This is a genomic window from Acinetobacter sp. ANC 3781 (assembly GCF_004331285.1).
Taxonomy (GTDB): domain Bacteria; phylum Pseudomonadota; class Gammaproteobacteria; order Pseudomonadales; family Moraxellaceae; genus Acinetobacter.
In genome coordinates this window covers 1-18915 of record NZ_SJOH01000020.1, presented here as the reverse complement: position 1 = coordinate 18915, position 18915 = coordinate 1, and the positions used below count along the sequence as shown (strand labels likewise).

Annotated in this window: 18 protein-coding genes and 1 pseudogene; 18 read left to right on the top strand and 1 reads right to left on the bottom strand. The window is 43.7% G+C overall.

Translation table 11 applies throughout. The features are described 5' to 3' along the window. Nucleotides 1-25 precede the first annotated feature (25 nt). The 17 genes and pseudogenes from paaB (at nt 26) to E0H89_RS13730 (ending at nt 15841) form a co-directional block, all read left to right on the top strand. Nucleotides 26-316 carry a 1,2-phenylacetyl-CoA epoxidase subunit PaaB gene (gene paaB / locus E0H89_RS13805; RefSeq protein WP_131217838.1) on the top strand — a complete coding sequence of 97 codons (291 nt, stop codon included), beginning with the start codon at nt 26-28 and terminating at the stop codon, nt 314-316. Between the two features lie 17 nt (nt 317-333). After that, nucleotides 334-1089: a 1,2-phenylacetyl-CoA epoxidase subunit PaaC gene (gene paaC, locus E0H89_RS13800; RefSeq protein WP_131217837.1), complete on the top strand. Its 756-nt coding sequence runs from the start codon at nt 334-336 to the stop codon at nt 1087-1089. Nucleotides 1090-1117: 28 nt separating this feature from the next. Continuing rightward, nucleotides 1118-1618, top strand: coding sequence for a 1,2-phenylacetyl-CoA epoxidase subunit PaaD (gene paaD, locus E0H89_RS13795; protein ID WP_005247163.1), 501 nt, complete (start codon nt 1118-1120; stop codon nt 1616-1618). A gap of 75 nt (nt 1619-1693) precedes the next feature. After that, nucleotides 1694-2752, top strand: a complete 1059-nt coding sequence (locus E0H89_RS13790; protein ID WP_131217836.1) for a 2Fe-2S iron-sulfur cluster-binding protein — start codon at nt 1694-1696, stop codon at nt 2750-2752. 38 nt (nt 2753-2790) lie between these two features. Further along, nucleotides 2791-3561 (top strand): enoyl-CoA hydratase-related protein, encoded by a 771-nt coding sequence (locus E0H89_RS13785; protein WP_131217835.1) that lies wholly within the window; start codon nt 2791-2793, stop codon nt 3559-3561. Then, a complete protein-coding gene (paaG, locus tag E0H89_RS13780; RefSeq protein WP_131217834.1) occupies nt 3561-4352 on the top strand; it encodes a 2-(1,2-epoxy-1,2-dihydrophenyl)acetyl-CoA isomerase PaaG in 792 nt (263 codons plus the stop codon). The genes E0H89_RS13785 and paaG overlap by 1 nt, the downstream gene beginning before the upstream one ends. A gap of 3 nt (nt 4353-4355) precedes the next feature. Beyond that, the gene (locus E0H89_RS13775) at nt 4356-5909 is read left to right on the top strand and encodes a 3-hydroxyacyl-CoA dehydrogenase (protein ID WP_131217833.1); all 1554 of its coding nucleotides are present in this window, start codon (nt 4356-4358) and stop codon (nt 5907-5909) included. Nucleotides 5910-5920: 11 nt separating this feature from the next. After that, on the top strand, nt 5921-7132 hold the full coding sequence (gene pcaF / locus E0H89_RS13770) for a 3-oxoadipyl-CoA thiolase (RefSeq protein WP_131217832.1): 1212 nt from the start codon (nt 5921-5923) through the stop codon (nt 7130-7132). Between the two features lie 60 nt (nt 7133-7192). Then, complete coding sequence (gene paaK, locus E0H89_RS13765; protein WP_131217831.1) at nt 7193-8482, top strand: phenylacetate--CoA ligase PaaK; 1290 nt, start codon at nt 7193-7195, stop codon at nt 8480-8482. A gap of 63 nt (nt 8483-8545) precedes the next feature. Continuing rightward, nucleotides 8546-9487 (top strand): phenylacetic acid degradation operon negative regulatory protein PaaX, encoded by a 942-nt coding sequence (gene paaX, locus E0H89_RS13760; RefSeq protein ID WP_131217830.1) that lies wholly within the window; start codon nt 8546-8548, stop codon nt 9485-9487. A 44-nt stretch (nt 9488-9531) separates the two neighbouring features. Then, complete coding sequence (locus E0H89_RS13755) at nt 9532-10131, top strand: DapH/DapD/GlmU-related protein (RefSeq protein WP_131217829.1); 600 nt, start codon at nt 9532-9534, stop codon at nt 10129-10131. A gap of 250 nt (nt 10132-10381) precedes the next feature. Beyond that, a pseudogene (locus E0H89_RS13750) lies at nt 10382-10895 on the top strand (uroporphyrinogen decarboxylase/cobalamine-independent methonine synthase family protein); the annotation flags it as partial. Between the two features lie 126 nt (nt 10896-11021). Beyond that, nucleotides 11022-11513 carry a flavin reductase gene (locus E0H89_RS13745; RefSeq protein WP_131217828.1) on the top strand — a complete coding sequence of 164 codons (492 nt, stop codon included), beginning with the start codon at nt 11022-11024 and terminating at the stop codon, nt 11511-11513. 314 nt (nt 11514-11827) lie between these two features. Beyond that, nucleotides 11828-11995, top strand: a complete 168-nt coding sequence (locus E0H89_RS16495; RefSeq protein WP_165494058.1) for a hypothetical protein — start codon at nt 11828-11830, stop codon at nt 11993-11995. Between the two features lie 702 nt (nt 11996-12697). Continuing rightward, the gene (locus E0H89_RS13740; protein ID WP_131217827.1) at nt 12698-13921 is read left to right on the top strand and encodes an efflux RND transporter periplasmic adaptor subunit; all 1224 of its coding nucleotides are present in this window, start codon (nt 12698-12700) and stop codon (nt 13919-13921) included. Next, nucleotides 13918-15141 (top strand): ABC transporter permease, encoded by a 1224-nt coding sequence (locus E0H89_RS13735; RefSeq protein WP_131217826.1) that lies wholly within the window; start codon nt 13918-13920, stop codon nt 15139-15141. The genes E0H89_RS13740 and E0H89_RS13735 overlap by 4 nt, the downstream gene beginning before the upstream one ends. Next, entirely contained in the window at nt 15134-15841 is a 708-nt protein-coding gene (locus tag E0H89_RS13730; RefSeq protein ID WP_131217825.1) for an ABC transporter ATP-binding protein, read from the top strand. The genes E0H89_RS13735 and E0H89_RS13730 overlap by 8 nt, the downstream gene beginning before the upstream one ends. A gap of 585 nt (nt 15842-16426) precedes the next feature. Here E0H89_RS13730 and E0H89_RS13725 read toward each other — a convergent pair. Further along, nucleotides 16427-17842 (bottom strand): aspartate ammonia-lyase, encoded by a 1416-nt coding sequence (locus E0H89_RS13725; RefSeq protein ID WP_131217824.1) that lies wholly within the window; start codon nt 17840-17842, stop codon nt 16427-16429. Nucleotides 17843-17976: 134 nt separating this feature from the next. Between E0H89_RS13725 and E0H89_RS13720 the strand changes: the two genes are divergently transcribed. After that, entirely contained in the window at nt 17977-18873 is an 897-nt protein-coding gene (locus tag E0H89_RS13720) for a LysR substrate-binding domain-containing protein (RefSeq protein WP_131217823.1), read from the top strand. Nucleotides 18874-18915 lie beyond the last annotated feature (42 nt).

Genomic DNA, 18915 nt, shown 5'->3' with positions numbered 1-18915 from the left:
TTGATCAATATAGGGAATTTTGCTCATGAATAACAAAAACAACTGGTCACTTTATGAAGTGTTTGTGCGTAGTAAACAGGGCCTGAGTCACCGTCATGTTGGCAGCCTGCGTGCACCGGATGAGGAAGTCGCACTGCAAAATGCCCGCGATGTGTATACCCGCCGCAATGAAGGCATCAGTATCTGGGTGGTGAAATCTGAATTGATTACCTCTTCCCAGCCAGATGAAAAAGCAGAATTTTTTGAACCGGCTTTGGACAAGGTTTATCGCCATCCGACCTTTTATAACATTCCGTCTGGCATCGAGCACATGTAAAGGGAAAGGTGAAAATTATGACAAATCAAGTATTGGCAGAATTTCTTTTACATGTGGGTGACAGTCAACTGATCCTGTCACATCGTTTGGCAGAGTGGTGTGGTCATGCACCTGAACTGGAGCTGGATATTGCCTTAGCCAATATCGGACTGGATTTGCTCGGTCAGGCACGTACTGCACTCAGTCTGGCCGGTGAAGTGGAAGGGTTGGGCCGTGATGAAGACAAGCTGGCTTATTTCCGTACTGAGCGTGAATACCGTAATTTGCTGCTGTGCGAACAACCAAATGGTGATTTTGCCCAGACCTTGGTACGCCAGTGGTTGATGGATCATTATCACGCTTTATTGTTTAGTGCTTTAACTGAAAGTCAGCATGCTGAGTTGGCGGCTTTTGCAGTGAAGTCACTCAAAGAAGTGAAATATCACCAGCGTTTTTCCACCACTTGGATGGAACGCCTAAGTCTAGGTACAGCAGAAGCGCATGAAAAAACCCAGCAAGGTTTAAACCAGTTATGGCGTTTTACAGAAGAGCTTTTTGTATTGACGGCTGATGAAAAACAGCTGGTCGATAGCGGTGTGATTCCAGATATTGAAAATTTAAAAACTCAGTGGCTGGAGAAGATTACAGCCGAGTTAGCTCGATTTAAATTAAGCCTGCCAGAGCTCGGCGCTTATCGTAGTGGGGCTAAACAGGGCTTACATACAGAACATCTCGGTTTTGTTTTGGCTGAACTGCAATACATGCAGCGCTCATATCCAAACATGAACTGGTAATTTGGCACAATCACAGGGAGTGAGTCGCATGAATCTGATTCGACACGTAGAAGATCAATGTTGGGACGTTTTGCAGCAGGTTTCTGATCCAGAGATTCCGGTATTGTCAGTGATTGATCTGGGCATGATTCGTGGCGTCGAGCTGAATCAGCAGGATGAAATTGTGGTGCGACTCACGCCGACCTATAGCGGCTGTCCGGCCACGGATTTATTAAAAGCAGAAATTACCCAGGCTTTCGAGGCGAACGGTTTGACGCCGGTCAAAGTCATTGTGGACCTGTCTCAAGCCTGGACCACGGACTGGATGAGTGAATCGGGCAAACACAAATTACAGCAATATGGTATTGCCCCGCCGCAAGGTCAGTCACATAGCTGTGGTACGCATGTGGCATTGACCGATGGCATCACCTGTCCACAGTGCTTAAGTAACAACAGCAAATTATTAAGTGAATTCGGTTCGACCGCCTGTAAAGCTTTATATCAATGTCGGGACTGCTTAGAAACTTTTGACTATTTCAAATGTATTTAATTGTAACGATTGCGCGGTGGGCAGGGTAAACCAATAAGAAGCCTGAACACCGCCACCTAAAAGAAGGATTTTGCCATGAGCCAATTTATACCATTAACCATTAAATCGATTCAGCCACAAACCGAGCAGGCGATCTGCATTGCCTTTGATCTCGCGCCTGAGCAGTTGGATGCTTTTCAATATCAGCCGGGTCAGCACCTGACCATTCGTCATTTAACCGATGACGGCGAGCTGCGCCGCTGTTACTCGATCTGCAGTGATACGCAGGAAGATATGAGCATTGCGATTAAAAAAATTGATCAGGGTCAGTTCTCGACCTGGGCCAATGCGCATTTGAAAGCGGGCGATGTTGTAGAAGTGATGCCACCACAAGGGGTGTTCTTCCAAAAAGCAGCCAAGACTGGTGGTCAAAATTATCTAGGCTTTGCAGCCGGCAGTGGCATTACGCCAATTTTATCGATTGTAAAGTCGGTGTTAAACCGTCAAGCGGACGCAACATTTACCCTAGTGTATGGCAACCGTTCCTGGAAACAGACCATGTTTTCTGAACAGATCATGGACCTGAAAGACCGCTTTAAAGAACGTCTGCAACTGGTGAATATTTTTTCACGTGAACTGAATGATAGTGAAATCTTTAACGGTCGGATCAACGCAGACAAATTACAGCAGCTGTTTCAGGCGAATCTGATTTCAGCCGACACCGATCATTGTTTTGCCTGTGGGCCTGAAGAAATGATGGCAGCGGTTGAAACGGTATTACCGATTTGGGGTATTCAGTCGAGCAAGATTCACACTGAACGCTTCAATACCTGCACTGCACCAAAAGCAACAGCACAGCAGATGGAAAGCCGGAATGAAGAACGCGTCAATATTATTCTTGATGGTCGTGAGCTGATTGTTGAAGTCTCCAAACAGGATGACAGTATTTTAGATGCTGCACTTCGTGCCGGAGCAGACCTGCCATATGCCTGTAAGGGCGGCGTCTGTGCCACCTGTAAATGTAAGGTGCTGGAAGGCAAGGTCGAAATGGCAGTCAACTACAGTCTGGAAGAAGATGAAATTCAGAAAGGCTATGTGCTCAGTTGTCAGGCACGTCCAACCACGGCCAATGTACGTCTGAGTTTTGATGAATAAGTACGGAATCAGTTGCTGAGCATAGCAGGAGTTCAAGGATGACCTATATTAAAACCAGCTCACCAAAACCCGGCGTAGTCCTGATTGAGCTGAATCGCCCGGAAAAGCGCAATGCCCTAAACAATGCGACCTTGCAAGGTATTGCAGACTGTTTACAGGAATTGGAAACTGATGCTGCCGTGAAAGCCGTGGTCATCACCGGAAATACGCAATGCTTTGCTGCCGGTGCTGATTTAAATGAGCTGGCACAGTTAGACGTGGTTAGCATCCAGCAGGATCAGCGGCCACTGCTGTGGAAAAAAATTGATGAATTTTCCAAACCTTTAATCATGGCTGTGAATGGTTATGCTCTTGGTGCAGGTTTCGAGTTGGCCTTGCATGGTGACATGGTGCTGACCGGAGAAAATGCCCAATTTGCCTTGCCTGAAATTGGTTTAGGGATGCTACCGGGCGCCGGTGGCACACAGCGTCTGGCACGTTTAGTCGGTCAGCAATTGACGATGCGCTGGGCCATGACCGGTGAAATGATTTCAGCCCAGACCGCATTGCAACATGGCATTAGCAGCCAGCTTTGTCCGGCAGGACTGACCGTGCAATACGCACTGGAACTGGCAGAAAAAATTGCCAAGCAGGCGCCGCTGGCCATTCGCGCCATCAAGCAATCTTTAAAGTCGATTCATGAAGTGACTTTAAGTCAGGGATTGAAATTGGAACGTCAGCATTTTGTCTGGTTGGCGGCGACCCAAGATCGCCAGGAAGGCATCAATGCATTTTTAGAAAAAAGAAAACCAGAATTTAGAGGTGTGTAATGGATTATCAAACAATTATTGTCGAAGAAAAAAATGCAGTGGGCTACCTGACCTTTAACCGTCCAAAACAGCTCAACAGCTTTAATGAAACCATGCATCAGGAAGTCTCCAAGGTCATCAAGGCCTGGGCCAAAGACAGCCAGATTCGTACCGTGGTGATTTCAGCTGAAGGCCGTGGTTTCTGTGCCGGTCAGGATTTGAATGATCGTGTGGTCGATCCAAATGCCGATGCACCGGACTTAGGTCTGTCGATTGAAAAATATTACAACCCTTTAATCAAACTGATTACTGAGATGCCAAAACCGGTGATTTGTGCGGTAAATGGTGTGGCGGCAGGGGCAGGTGCCAATATCGCCTTGGCGTGTGACATTGTGATTGCAGCAAAATCTGCTTCCTTTATTCAAGCCTTCTGCCGTCTTGGCTTGGTGCCAGATTCAGGCGGTACTTGGTTCCTACCGCGTCTGGTCGGGCGTGCTCAGGCAATGGGTCTGGCGATGCTTGGCGATAAAATTCCGGCTGAGCGCGCAGCACAACTGGGCATGATCTGGCAAGTGGTTGAGGATGAGCAACTGCAAGTGGAAGCGAAAAAACTGGCCGAGCATTTGGCCAAGCAACCGACTTATGGCCTGTCACTAATCAAAAAAGCCATTCATGCCGCAGCCGACAATAATCTTGATCAGCAGCTCATTCTGGAGCGTGACCTGCAACGTCTGGCTGGACGTTCAAGCGATTATAAAGAAGGTGTACAAGCCTTTATGCAGAAACGTACCCCTGAATATAAAGGATGCTAAATCATGCAACAGATCAATTTGGAACACGTCAAAGTTGCTGTGGTCGGTGCTGGAACCATGGGGATTGGTATTGCACAACTGGCCGCCATGCACGGGCATCTGACCTATGTGTTTGATCTCGATCGCAGCAAAGTTCAGAGTGCCTTGACTGCTTTAGAGGCACAGCTTAGCAAGCGGGTACAGAATGGCAAAATGACCCAGCAATTGCTGGAGAGTACCTTCGCCAATCTGATCGTGGCCGAAGATATTCAACAGCTGGCCGATGTGGGCTTAATTATTGAAGCCATTGTCGAAAAGAAAGAGGTTAAACAAAACCTGTTTCAACAGCTTGCTGTTATTTGCCCGGAACAGACGATTTTTGCGTCCAATACTTCTTCGATTTCGATTACCGCCATTGCCTCGGCGATTCCGAATCCGGAACGGGTGATTGGGCTGCATTTCTTTAATCCAGCACCGGTGATGAAGCTGGTTGAAGTGATCCAAGGCTTAAAAACCTCAGCAATCCTGGCCGATGCAGTATTTGATCTGATGAAGCACTGGAACAAAGTTCCGGTACGGGCCAAATCGACGCCCGGTTTTATCGTCAATCGTGTTGCACGACCTTATTATGCTGAAGCCTTTCGTGCCTTGCAGGAAAAGGCCACCACACCGGAACAGCTCGATTACATCATGCGCGAATGTGGCCGTTTTGCCATGGGGCCGTGTGAACTGACGGACCTGATTGGACAGGATGTGAATTTTTCGGTGACACAAAGTGTCTATCAGGAATTTTTCTATGAGCCACGCTACCGCCCATCTCTGATTCAAAAAGAGCTGGTCGATGCCGGCTGTTATGGCCGCAAGTCTGGTCAGGGTTTTTATGATTACACACAGTCCAAGCCTGCGCCAGCGTATGAGTTGCCTGTCAGTTATGCCAAGTCGGTGAATAAGCTCAAAGTTACGGTAAAAGGTGAATGGCTGCATTCATCAGCACTGATTGAACGTTTAAAACAGGCATCTCATCTGGAACTGAGTTTTCAGGTGGCAGAACAGAATGAAATCCTGATTGATGATCTTTCCCTGCGATTATCGCTCGGCGAGTCGGTTGAACTGACCTATCCGCATGACCCAGTGGTGTTGATGGACTGGCATGCAGATTGGGCCAATGCCCAAGCGATTCCGGTGGTGGCATCACCGGCGTGTAGTGAAGAACAGCGCCAAGTGGCAGAGCTATTCCTTATAGGTATGAATGTGATACCAATTTGGTCTAAGGATCATCCGGGCCTTTATGTTATACGTAGTATCGCCATGCTGGTGAATGAAGCATGTGAAGCGGTATTGCATGATGTTGCATCAGAACAAGATATTGATTCTGCTATGAAATATGGTGTCAATTATCCTTGTGGCCCATTTGAATGGGCAGATAAAATTGGATATTACACAATTTTACAAATTTTAGAAAATATGTATCGTATTTATGGTGAAGATCGCTATAGAACTAGTATATATTTAGCAAAGAAAGCGGTGCAGGGACATGCACAGAAAACTCAGCAGCAACCATTAAGTGTCGCTGGCTAAAAGGAACAATCATGGAACAGGTTTATATTTTTGATGGAATTCGTACCCCGATCGGACGCTATGCCGGTGGACTCAGCAGTGTTCGTAGCGATGATCTGGCAGCACTCCCCATTCAGTATCTGAAAGATCAGCATCCTGCATTGCCATGGGGTGAACTGGATGAAGTGATCCTAGGCTGTGCCAATCAGGCCGGTGAAGATAACCGTAACGTTGCGCGTATGGCTGCTTTACTTGCAGGACTGCCTGAATCTGTGCCAGCGCTCACCGTGAACCGCTTATGTGCATCAGGTCTGGATGCAATTGGACTGGGAGCACGTGCCATCAAATCGGGTGAAGCACAATTTATTTTGGCCGGTGGGGTAGAATCCATGAGCCGTGCGCCTTTTGTACAATCCAAGCCGACCACAGCATTTAGCCGTACCCCAGAAATTTATGACACCACCATTGGTTGGCGTTTTATCAACCCAAAATTTAAAGCACAATTTGGCGTCGACAGCATGCCGGAAACGGCTGAAAACGTCGCTGAAAAATATCAGGTCAGCCGCGCAGATCAGGATCTATTTGCCTATCACAGTCAGCAGAAAACTGCAGTAGCACAGCAGAACGGAGTTTTCGCCGAAGAAATTCTGCCGGTAGAGGTTAAAGGTCCGAAGAAAACCACCCTGACCATTTCTCAAGACGAGCACCCGCGTGCAGAGACGACACTGGATAATCTGGCAGCCTTAAAAACCCCATTTCGTAAAGAAGGTGGTTCAGTCACCGCCGGCAATGCTTCGGGTGTAAATGACGGTGCGGCTTGCGTATTACTCGGGAATCAGCAATTTGCCGAGCAGTATGGTTTACGTCCGAAAGCCAAAGTGATCGGGATGGCCAGTGCAGGGGTTGAAGCCAAATATATGGGCATTGGGCCTGTTCCTGCTGTGCAGAAAGTCTTGAAGCAGACCGGACTCAGTCTTGAACAGATGGATGTGATTGAGTTGAATGAAGCATTCGCAGCGCAATCATTAGCAGTGATTCGTGAACTTGGCCTACAAGATGATGATTCGAGAATTAACCCGAATGGGGGGGCTATTGCCTTAGGTCATCCTTTAGGTATGAGTGGTACCCGTCTGGTGATCACGGCGATGCATGAACTGAAACGTCGTAATGGAAAATATGCACTCTGTACCATGTGTGTGGGTGTAGGACAGGGAGTTGCACTGATTCTAGAAAATATAGATTAACAACATCATTCAATTAATGAAATAAATTGTGGTCAGGACGACTGCATCAGGAGTAAGAATATGAATAACAATGCAATGGAAAAAATTGAAACGGTATCGGTAGATGAGTTACGCAGTGTACAGTTACAGCGTATTAAAAAGACCTTACAGCATGCGTATCAGAACAGTCCGGTTTATAAAAAGAAATTTGATGATGCGGGTGTGCATCCGGATGAATTCAAATCACTGGAAGACCTGGCTAAATTCCCGTTTACCACCAAACAGGATTTACGCGATAACTATCCGTTTGGCATGTTCTCAGTTCCACAAGAACAGATCGTACGTGTGCACGCCTCTTCCGGTACCACCGGTCAGCCGACCGTAGTCGGTTATACCCAAAATGATATCAACACCTGGTCAGATGTGGTGGCGCGTTCTCTGCGAGCAGCCGGCTTGACTAGCAAAGATATTATTCAGGTGTCCTATGGTTATGGATTGTTTACTGGCGGCTTAGGTGCCCATTATGGTGTTGAACGTCTAGGCGCAACTGTCATTCCAATGTCTGGTGGACAGACTGAACGTCAGGCGCAGTTAATTCATGATTTCAAACCGACTGCACTGATGGTCACGCCATCTTACTGCCTGAATATTATTGAGGCACTTGAGAAAAAATTTGGTACTGCTAAAAGTTCGATTAAAACCGGTGTATTTGGTGCAGAGCCTTGGACCAATGAAATGCGCAAGGAAATTGAAGATCGCCTCGGCATTAATGCTTTGGATATTTATGGTCTGTCAGAAGTCATGGGGCCCGGCGTAGCCATGGAATGTCTGGAATCCAAAGATGGACCGACCATCTGGGAAGATCATTTCTATCCGGAAATTATCAATCCTGAAACCGGAGAAGTGCTGGCAGACGGTGAGTTGGGCGAGCTGGTTTTTACCACCATTACCAAAGAAGGCATGCCGGTGATCCGTTACCGTACCCGTGATCTGACCCGTTTATTACCAGGCACGGCGCGTACCATGCGCCGTATGGACAAGATTGTTGGCCGCAGTGATGACATGATGATTATCCGTGGGGTCAACGTCTTCCCATCACAGATTGAAGAGCAGATTTTACAGATCCAGCAACTGATCCCTAATTACCAAATTCAAATTTGTAAACAAGGGCATCTGGATACATTGCATATTCGTACTGAAATGCGTAAAGATAGTAGTGATATTATGGCGCACCAGCTGGCGAATCAGCTGAAGAGCCAGATTAAAACCATGGTTGGGATCACAGTGAGTGTGGAAGTGCTACCAGAAGGGAGTCTGCCACGTTCTGAAGGTAAGGCACAGCGCGTTTTTGATATCCGCAAGTCTGCATGAAGTACTATTGGATGATAGCCAAATGGTCTATCATCCAGTTTCTACAAGGTAAAGTTAAACGAAATGAATCCGAAATTAAAACAAATCATCGATGACTTTATTCGCAATGAAGCCCTCAGTGGCACCTCATTGATCATGACTATCTTTGGTGACTGTATTTTTCACCGCGGCGGCATCATCAGTTTGGCCAGTTTAATCCAGTTAATGGACGTATTTGGTTTTAACGAAAGATCTGTTCGTACCGCCGTATTTCGTTTGGTGCAAAATGGCTGGTTAGTTTCGGAAAAAATCGGCCGAACCAGTTACTACCGCGTCACGGAAAGCAGCCGCCAGCGATTTATTATGGCAGATCAAAAGATTTACAGTTTTAGCCATCAGGAATGGGATCAGAAATGGGATCTGGTTTTATTGAGTTCTGTTGAACTGGAAAATAAAGTAAGCCTGAAAAAAGAATTAGAATGGTTGGGTTTTGCCAATATTGCCACCAATGTTATGGCCTATCCGGGTTGTGATCATCACAAACTGCAAAACTTGCTGTTAAATTTAAAAATGACAGAGCAGGTGGTGGTGTTTAAGGCAGAAACTTTACTGTTATGGCAGGAATCGTATCCAACCGTGAAACGCATGGTAGAGACGAATTGGCCGGTTCAGGAGTTGCATCAGCGTTATGAAAAATTCATCGGTGTGTTTAGAGAGTTCTTTCATTTAGTCGAAAATGAAGAGGAACTTGATCCGGTACAGGCCTTTCAACTGCGGATTTTATTGATTCATCAATATCGTCGCATTTTATTGAAAGATCCAAACCTGCCATTTGAATTGTTACCTTCAAACTGGTTATCCATCAATGCCCGGAACTTAAGCAGTAACTTGTATCAAACCGTGGTCGCTGCGGGTGAAGAATTTTTCATGGAGACTGCACGGACTTCAGAAGGTTCCATGCCGCCTGTACATCCACAGTTCTATAAACGCTTTGGTGGTTTGCGTCAGCAAGAAATCAGTTATTAAAGCAATCAGTTACTACAGCAATTAGATTTTAAAGGAATAAAACGATGCCTTGCTATGCTATAGATGGGGTGATCCCTGTTGTCAGTCCTCAAGCTTATGTTCACCCGACTGCGGTGCTGATTGGTGATGTTGTGATTGAGGCCGGGGTTTATATCGGTCCTTTCGCGGCCTTAAGAGCCGATTTTGGCGGGATTCGTATTCAGAAAAATGCCAATGTTCAAGACTCGTGTACGATTCATGGCTTCCCAGACAGCGTGACCTTAGTAGAAGAATATGGTCATATTGGACATGGTGCAATTTTACATGGCTGTATTATTCGCAAAAATGTGCTGGTGGGAATGAACAGCGTGATTCTGGATGAGGCTGAAATTGGTGAAAATACCATTATTGGTGCCAATAGTACGGTCAAAGCCAAAGCCCGGATTCCTGAAAACTCACTGGCTTTCGGTAGCCCAGCCAAGGTGATCCGTAGCTTGGAAGCTAAAGAAATTGCTTGGAAAACCAAGGGTACCGAGCAATATATTCACTTGACACAGCGCTGTTTGTCTTCCCTGCACGAAGTTTTGCCCTTGTCGGAAGATTCAGCAGATCGGCTCACCTATCAACATTTTGATGCGGAACATGTCATCAAGCCTAACAGTTGATTTTTAAGAACAGCGAAAACAACATTTCAACAGATATATTTTTTTCAAGTTGCCCGAGTTAACTGATAACTTGGGTAGAAGGTCTGCCTAATTGGATCGACTTATTTAGAACACAGCTTCATTAGAACGAAATTGTATACTTATGATTGCTCTAACTTGAAAAGTGTTTTATTGATCAGTCTAAATGTATTCAACATCACTCTAGGGTTTGTATTTAAACCTTATATTAAGCGATTTGGATAAAATTAAGGCGGGCGTGGATATTATTCAGTTTGATGAGCCAGCATTCAACGTGTTCTTTGATGAAGTAAATGACTGGGGCGTTGCTACTTTAGAGCGTGCCCTTGAAGGTCTGAAATGTGAAACCGCAGTGCATATTTGCTATGGTTACGGCATTAAAGCCAATACTGATTGGAAAAACTTTGGGTTCTGAGTGGCGTCAATATGAAGAAGCGTTTCCTAAGCTGCAACAATCCAAAATCGATATTATCTCACTGGAATGTCACAACTCCCATGTGCCGATGGATTTAATTGAACTGATTCGCGGTAAAAAAGTGATGGTCGGTACCATTGATGTCAATAGCATTGAAACACCGGAAGAGGTTGCAAATACGTTACGTAAAGCACTGCAATTTGTCGATGCCGACAAGCTTTATCCATCGACCAACTGCGAAATGGCACCTTTATCTCGTAAAGTGGCACGCGGTAAGCTGAATGCTTTAAGTGCGGGTGCGGAAATCGTTCGTCAAGAACTTACTGCCTAGTACTTATTGATATCAAGATGTATGAAGGGTTATTTCTGCTGGTTTGATCAGATAAATCTGGTTAAACCAGTCAGTAGCCTTAATTCCATCGAGAGACTAGCTATAGTCAAATTCAGGATTTAAGTGATGATTGAAGCAACTGACTTTAGAAATGCAATGTCTTTGTTAGCGACTGCGGTCAATGTCGTCACCACAGAAGATGCATCTGGTGTTCATGGGTTTACTGCATCAGCGGTATGTAGTGTTATAGATACACCGCCGACATTGCTGGTCTGTATGAATCAGGCGTCTCGGTCACATGCACATTTTATTGAAAATGAAATTTTAACTGTGAATATTTTAGGTGCACAGCATGAACAGATATCCAATGCATTTGCATCCAAATTGAATTCAGAAGAGCGCTTTAAACATGCTTCTTGGACAACATTGGAGACCGGTGCACCTGTTTTAGCAGATGCTTTGGTGAGTTTTGATTGTGAGATTGAGCAAATTCAAGACGTCGGAACGCATAGTATTTTTATATGTCGTGTTGTTGCAATCAAGCAAAGTCAACAGAATGAAAGTTTGGTTTATTTTAATCGTGCTTATCATCATGTGGGTGAGGTGGAAGTCGCTTAAGTCAATGGTCTAATGATCATCAAACTTTGAAGGAGTATGCCGTGGAGTTGATCACTTTTTAGTTGTTGGTGGATTAGCCGGATTCGTTGCTGGGCTGTTTTCTGGAATAAATTTTTAAAGGATCAAGGGTGTTTTTGTGTTCTGGGTTGCTTCTACGATGTGAGTAGATGCAAAAAAGCTCGTAGATCAGAACAAACTACTTCCACTAACGACTAAACAAATTTTTCAGGTATGGGATAGACGGGGCTTCTGCAATATTTGGAATTGGGGGCGAGGGCCTAACAGTACCTTACTTGCATCATTATGGCGTAGTCATGCAAAAAGCGGCTGGCACATCCGCTACTGGTGGTTTGCCGGGTGTTTGGGGATTTTATATTTGTATGAATACACAAGTTAAAGTGCCGAATACCATTGTTTTTGTACATCTTCATGTTTTGTTAAGTATTAGCATCATGATTTTTTACAGTCAAGTTTGCTGCTAAAGCCGCGTCTGCATTATTGCCGAGTATCCTAAAAAATGCTGTGTAGCAGTAAACGATATCCAGAAGAATTCTCAGTTGATGTAACAGTCGTGCTGCGGTACATCAGTTCAAGCTATCTAAAAGAAATTTAAAAGTGATTTCTACAGGATTTTTTATCCTTGCAGCTAAAGGTTATGAGGATATAGATGCATTTTATTACCTTGCTCTATTATGATGAAAATAAAAAAATACTGCGAATTGAATTCTGAATTAAAAGTTCATAATGGAGAGATCAGTAAATAAGAAGAAGGATTGAGTATCTAGTCGGCAGGCTGAAAAAACTTTCAGAATACTTGCAACGCATTATCAAAACCGATGGAAAAGATGGAAGCTTAGACTCAACTTCATTATCGGATTTATAATATATAATCCGGTAAAAGTGACTTATGAAATAAGCTTATATGTAATCGTCTTCAAACAAAAAGTACGAATAGAGATGTATAAGATACTATTTTCGTTTATCTTTAGATGGGCATATTTGGACTAGAATTTGGATAATCGCCAATCTCTACTGGGTTACTTCCGCCGTGTTTAAATGTTTAGATTTATGAGACCTTTCAATAGAGCTTGATAATTAACTAAAATGAAAAGATACAAATTTATAGGCTAACGATACTTTGCCATTTAAGGCCCTAAGCTTTTAAGTTGAACTGGAGATGCTCCTTGCGTGCTACCCGCTATAAATATTTGATCATTATATTGCTTGTGCTTGCAGTAGGTTTTGCTCTATTTCGCTGGTGGCAAGGGCCAGTATTGCCAAGTTATACTATAACCTCCATGCCTCTGGTGCAAAATGTCGTCGCGACCGGACGAGTGGCGACGGTTTCGCGTGCTCAGGTAGGCAGTGAAATTAGCGGTGTGGTTCTTCAGCGGCTGGTACAGGAGGGAGACCAAGTTTCACCGGGTGACCTGTTGGTGGTTCTGAAATCGGATGAGCTACTTGCCCAAGTGCGGCAGGCCGAGCTTACCCTAACCGAACTGGCAACCAGTACACGGCCACAGGCAGTGGCGGCGTTGGCCAGTGCCAAAGCACAACTGGAACAGGCGAGTCGTGAGGCAGTCCGTAGACGCAATGCAGAAGCGGGAATGCTGTCGGCTGAAGAAATAGAACAGGCGGTAGAAGCAGAAAGAGTCGCGCGTAACAATTTTGAAACGGCACGCTTAAAAGCGGCAGCCCTGGCTCCGGGGCAAGTCGAAGAAGCTTCACTTCGTCAGCAGCTTGCAGTGGCGCAGGCGCAATTGGCCAAAACAAAAATTCGGGCTGCGGTCGCAGGTACTGTACTCACACGTAATGTGGAGCCGGGTGATTTAGTCCAGCCAGGGCAAACTTTATTTACGATTGCATTGAAGGGCAATACAGAAATCCGGGTACCGCTGGATGAGCGGAATTTACCACAACTGGCCTTGCAGCAAAATGCAACTGTCATTACCGATGCTTATCCAGATCAATCTTTTCCGGCCCGTATCAATTTTATTGCACCGAGCATTGATCCTCAGCGTGGTACGGTCGAGGTCAGATTAACCGTGAATCCAGTGCCTGATTTTCTACGTCAGGACATGACCGTATCAGTTAATGTCGAGACAGCTAGACGAGCGCAGGCACTCACAATTCCGAATGATGCTTTAAGCGGTATCAAGGGAAATAAGGCAGTGGTATTAATGGTGCGTAATGGAAAAATACAGCGTCAGCAGGTGAGTTTAGGCTTACGTGGTCTTGCCATGTCAGAAGTGATTTCTGGTTTAGGTGCTGGTGATCAAGTACTAGCTAATGCAGAATCTTCCTTAAAAGATGGGGCAAGAGTCCGTTTAAAGCCCGAAGACAATACATTGGTGAATCCTGCTAATGATACCGACAGCAAAAATGAATTACCGGTGAAATTCGATTGAAAAACTTTCTCGGGCGGCTCTGGATCGAATGGAAAATCGCGGTCAGTTTCTTGCGAGAGGGCCGTGCGCAGTCCATTATGATTACTGTGGGTGTCGCAGTGGGTGTGGCTGTAATCGTGTTTATTAGTGCTTTAATTCATGGGTTGCAGTCGAATATTGTCGAACGCACTTTGGGCACTCAGGCACATATCCGTTTGCTGTCACCGGATCAAGTGAACCAGATTGTGCCGCCTCCTGCAGGGACTGTGCAATTAGTGCAGGAAGACAAGCGAGCACAGCGGCTGCGCTCGATCAATAACTGGCAGCAAATTACCGAAACCTTGGATCAGTTGCCTGTACTGACGGCGGTATCTCCAGTAGTGTCTGGACCTGCATTTGTCCAGCGGGGTGATGCAGTCGAATCGGTTGCCTTAGTCGGTATCAATCTAGAGCGTTATCAACAGATCATTCCGTTGAAAGAATATCTGATCAGTGGTCAGTTACGAGTAGGTGCCGACGATGTACTGATTGGCAGCCAGTTAGCCAAAGATCTGGGTGTACAGGTGGGTAGCAAGTTGCGATTGGATACCGGTCAGCAAAATAGTGCATTGGTGAATATAGCCGGAATCTTTGAGTTGGGGGTACGCGAACTGGATGCACGATATGTCTATCTGGACTTAAAACAGGCACAGTCTTTACTCGGCTTGCCGGGCGGGGTGACGGTCATTGATCTGACCATCGCAGATATTTTTGAGGCAGATAACATTGCTGCACAGATAGGACGTTTGACCTCCTTGAAAGCTGAAAGCTGGATTAAAACCAATGCCCAGCTGATGAATGCGATTACCGCACAGAGCCTGTCGACCAATATGATTATTGTATTTGTGGCGATTTCCGTGGCTTTCGGGATTGCCAGCGTCATGTCGGTCAGTGTGGTACAACGCACCCGGGAAATTGGCATTTTACGTGCTACAGGCGCGACCCAAGCGCAAATCTTACGAATTTTCTTATTTCAGGGCGCAATCTTTGGCTTGCTCGGTTCGGTGCTGGGAAGTGTGGTGAGTTATGGTCTGGTCTGGGTCTTTAATAATTTTGGTCCAGGATTATTCTATATCCCGATTTCAATCGAGCTGGTACTCCTGGCGTTATTACTGGCCACAGTGACTGGCGTTCTGGCTGCGGCTGTACCATCACGCCGGGCAGCAGCGCTCGACCCGGTGGAGGCAATTCGTCATGTCTGATCAGTCTCAGGAAGTGCTGCGCCTAGAAGGGTTGCGTAAATCTTATAATATTGGTCAGCTCAATGAAGTTGAAGTTCTGCATGGCATTGATCTGTGTATTGGTCGCAACGACTTTGCTGCGCTGATTGGTCCTTCCGGATCTGGCAAAAGTACCTTATTGAATATCTTGGGTCTGCTGGATAAGCCTAGCAGCGGTGAACTTTATCTACTGGGACAACCGACCAGTGCGATGGATGACAGCGGACGTACTGCGTTGCGCGGTAACAGTATCGGGTTTGTGTTTCAGTTTCATCATCTGATTCAGGCGTTTACGGCATTGGATAATATCTTAATGCCGCTAATGATGACTCGTGGCAAACCGAATCAACAGGGGTTGCAACGGGCGCGTGATTTGCTCGCTGCTGTGGGTTTGGAAAAGTTCGCTGACCGGAAACCGAATGAGCTTTCAGGTGGTCAGCAACAGCGGGTGGCGATAGCGCGCGCCTTGATTACTGAACCGGCGTTATTATTGGCCGATGAGCCCACAGGCAATCTGGATACCCAAACCGCTGCTGAAATGTTTGAACTATTTCGTAAAGTACATCGTGAACGTGATTGTGCAGTGCTGCTGGTCACGCATGACCCGCGTCTTTCAGCCACTTGTGATCGCACCATTAATTTGGTTGATGGTTGTATCGAAAGTGATTCACCCAATCGTTGAACCAGCTCACTTATCTTAAACGCCAAGCGATAAGAGCGACGGGAAATATTTGATCAGACAGGTAAATATAAACTGTTGTTAACCAGTTGGCATTCAATCAAGGTGAGAAGATTGAGTGCATACGGGAAGAGTAGCAAAATTATTGAGAACTTTTTAATAAATTAAAAATAAACAGCTTTTTGATTTATTAAAAAGAGTTAGGGAATAAATTATTTATTTTGTGAAATTAATGACAAGTGATGTATCTCTAATCTTCTAGGCATAATAGGGAATTACCTAAACTGACATAACCTACAGCCATACTTGGAAAGGATGAGTATATCGAAATATTCTGCAATCGAATCATGCACCATTCGCATCTCGATAGGATGAGTGCAGAAGTATTTGAAGCAGCGCCAACATAAAGAGTCGTATGTCTAAGTGGCCGGAAGTCGATCAAAAAGTACGAGAAAAACAAGATCTGATTTTATAATGTAGATCATGCTGTTTATCTTCCCCTCCAGCACAAGGGTTTCAGGCTAAAAGGAACCTGATAATAGATTCCTTTTAGCTTAGATAACTATTAATACTAATACGAACTGATGATTAAGCACATTGTTTAGGCTGTACCATATTGTTGATCGCTAGAACATCAGCCAAAATTTGATCTGACAGTAGATTTTCGGCTTTAATCAAAGTCAAAACGCTCTGGCCTGATTCATTGGCTTGTTTCGCAATACGTGTCGTTGTTTCATAACCTAAATAGGGATTCAGTGCAGTAATAATACCAATTGAATTTTCAACATTTGCCTGACAATGTTTAGCATTTGCACGTATATTTTCAATACATTTATGTTGGAACATTTGCATCGCTTTGCTTAGCAGATCAATAGATTCAAACAGTTTGAAAGCAATTAAAGGCTCCATAGCATTTAACTGTAACTGGCCTGCTTCTGCAGCCAAAGTAATAGCTAAATCATTAGCAATGACTTGATAACATACTAAGTTCATTGCTTCTGGAATCACTGGATTAACCTTACCTGGCATAATTGAGCTACCAGGCTGGCGTGGTTCTAAATGAATTTCATTTATACCTGTGCGTGGGCCACTAGAGAGTAAACGCAAGTCATTGGCAATTTTTGAGAGTTTAGTGGCTGTACGTTTTAATAAGCTAGATAATAAAACGAAATCCCCCATATCTGAAGTCGCTTCAATTAAATCAGGGGCGCTACTAATTTTTCGTTGCATGATTTCCGATAATGAGGCAATCGCATACTCACGGTACTTCGCTTCGGTATTAATACCTGTTCCAATTGCAGTCCCCCCTAAATTCACGACACTTAAGGCATCCGGCATGATTTGATTAAGTTTGTTCAAATCATTTTGTAGCGTGGTTGCAAAAGCGCCAAATTCTTGACCTAAAGTCATCGGCACAGCATCTTGCAACTGAGTACGACCCATTTTTAAAATATGAGAAAACTCATCTGACTTATATTTAAAACTTTGAATTAAGTTTAAAAATGGGGTATTTAACTGATCTATTGCAGCAATTAAACCGATTTTAATAGCTGTAGGGTAAACATCATTTGTAGACTGGGACATATTAATATCATTATTTGGATGTAAATATTGATAGTCACCTTTTGAGTAGTCTAAATACTCTAAACCAATATTAGCAAGAACTTCATTAATATTCATATTGGTTGAAGTGCCTGCACCCCCTTGAATCATATCTATTGGAAATTGATCGTGGTATTTATAATCAAGAATTTGTTGGCACGCATATTGAATGGCATTGTTTTTATTTTCATCAAGCTTATTAAGCTTAAAGTTAGCATGTGCACATGCTGATTTAACCATTGCGAGTGCATTAATAAAAACCGGAAACTGACTTAACTTGTTTGGACTTAAATTAAAATTTTCTAATGCTCTTAAAGTCTGAATACCATAATAACAATGAGCAGGAATTTCTTTATAACCTAGTAAATCTTTTTCAGTACGTGTATTAATCTTAACGTTCATTTAAATAGACTCTAATTTTCAATAGATCCATATTAGAGTGCAGCGTATTTTTTTTCTAATGTAAAAAAATATTACTGCATGCATTTTTTGCATAATAGATTATAATTTATAAAAGTATGTATTAAGGATTTATTATGACCTTGGAAATTCGATGGATTGAAGATTTACTTGCACTTGAGCAAGAAGAATCTATTTCCCAAGCGGCAGAACTACGACACGTCACACAATCTGCATTTACACGCAGGATTCAAAATATTGAAAATGCATTGGGTTTCCAAATTTTAAAACGATATAGTAAGAACATTGATTTCACAGAAGCAGGTCAAGTCTTATTGGCATCTTCAAAAAACATAAAAAATCAACTAGATGCAACGATTAAATATCTAGAGAAGAATATTAAAAACAATGAGTTAACGGTTAAGTTTGCAGTATCTCATTCCTTAATCACACAGTTTTTCCCTCGCTTTATTCATGAATTATCAATCAACATGGAAGATTTAAAATTAGAAATTATTGCTGCTAATCTCAAACAAGGAATGCGCTTACTTAAAGATGGGTCGTGTGATTTTTTAATTGGGTATTGTGATCAAAAAACTTTACAACAACTTGATTTATCTTTTTTCGTATTCCATAAAATTTTTGAAATGGAAATACTGCCTATAACTGCATTAAATGATAATGGTACTCCTAAATACTCATTCGAGCAGACATTTCCCTTGTTGGCTTATAGTAAACAAGCATACTTAAGAAACTGTGTTGATGAGGCGATTGAAAATAAATTAGATTATCGGACTTTATATGAAACAGATAATGCAAGTGATTTAAAAGAGTTGGTTTTACAAGGTTTAGGCATTGCATGGTTACCTAAATTATTGGTTGAAAGAGAGATTGCTGAGAAAAAATTAAAAGTAATTGACTGTAATCAATATAACTTATTTCAAGATGTATATGTTATTCGGCGTGAAATGGCGTTCTCAAATAAAATTAATTATATTTGGAATACATTAACAAGTCAGTCTAAGGAAAGTTAAATTATTGGCTTGATGGTTGAAACTATATAAGAGATTTCGATA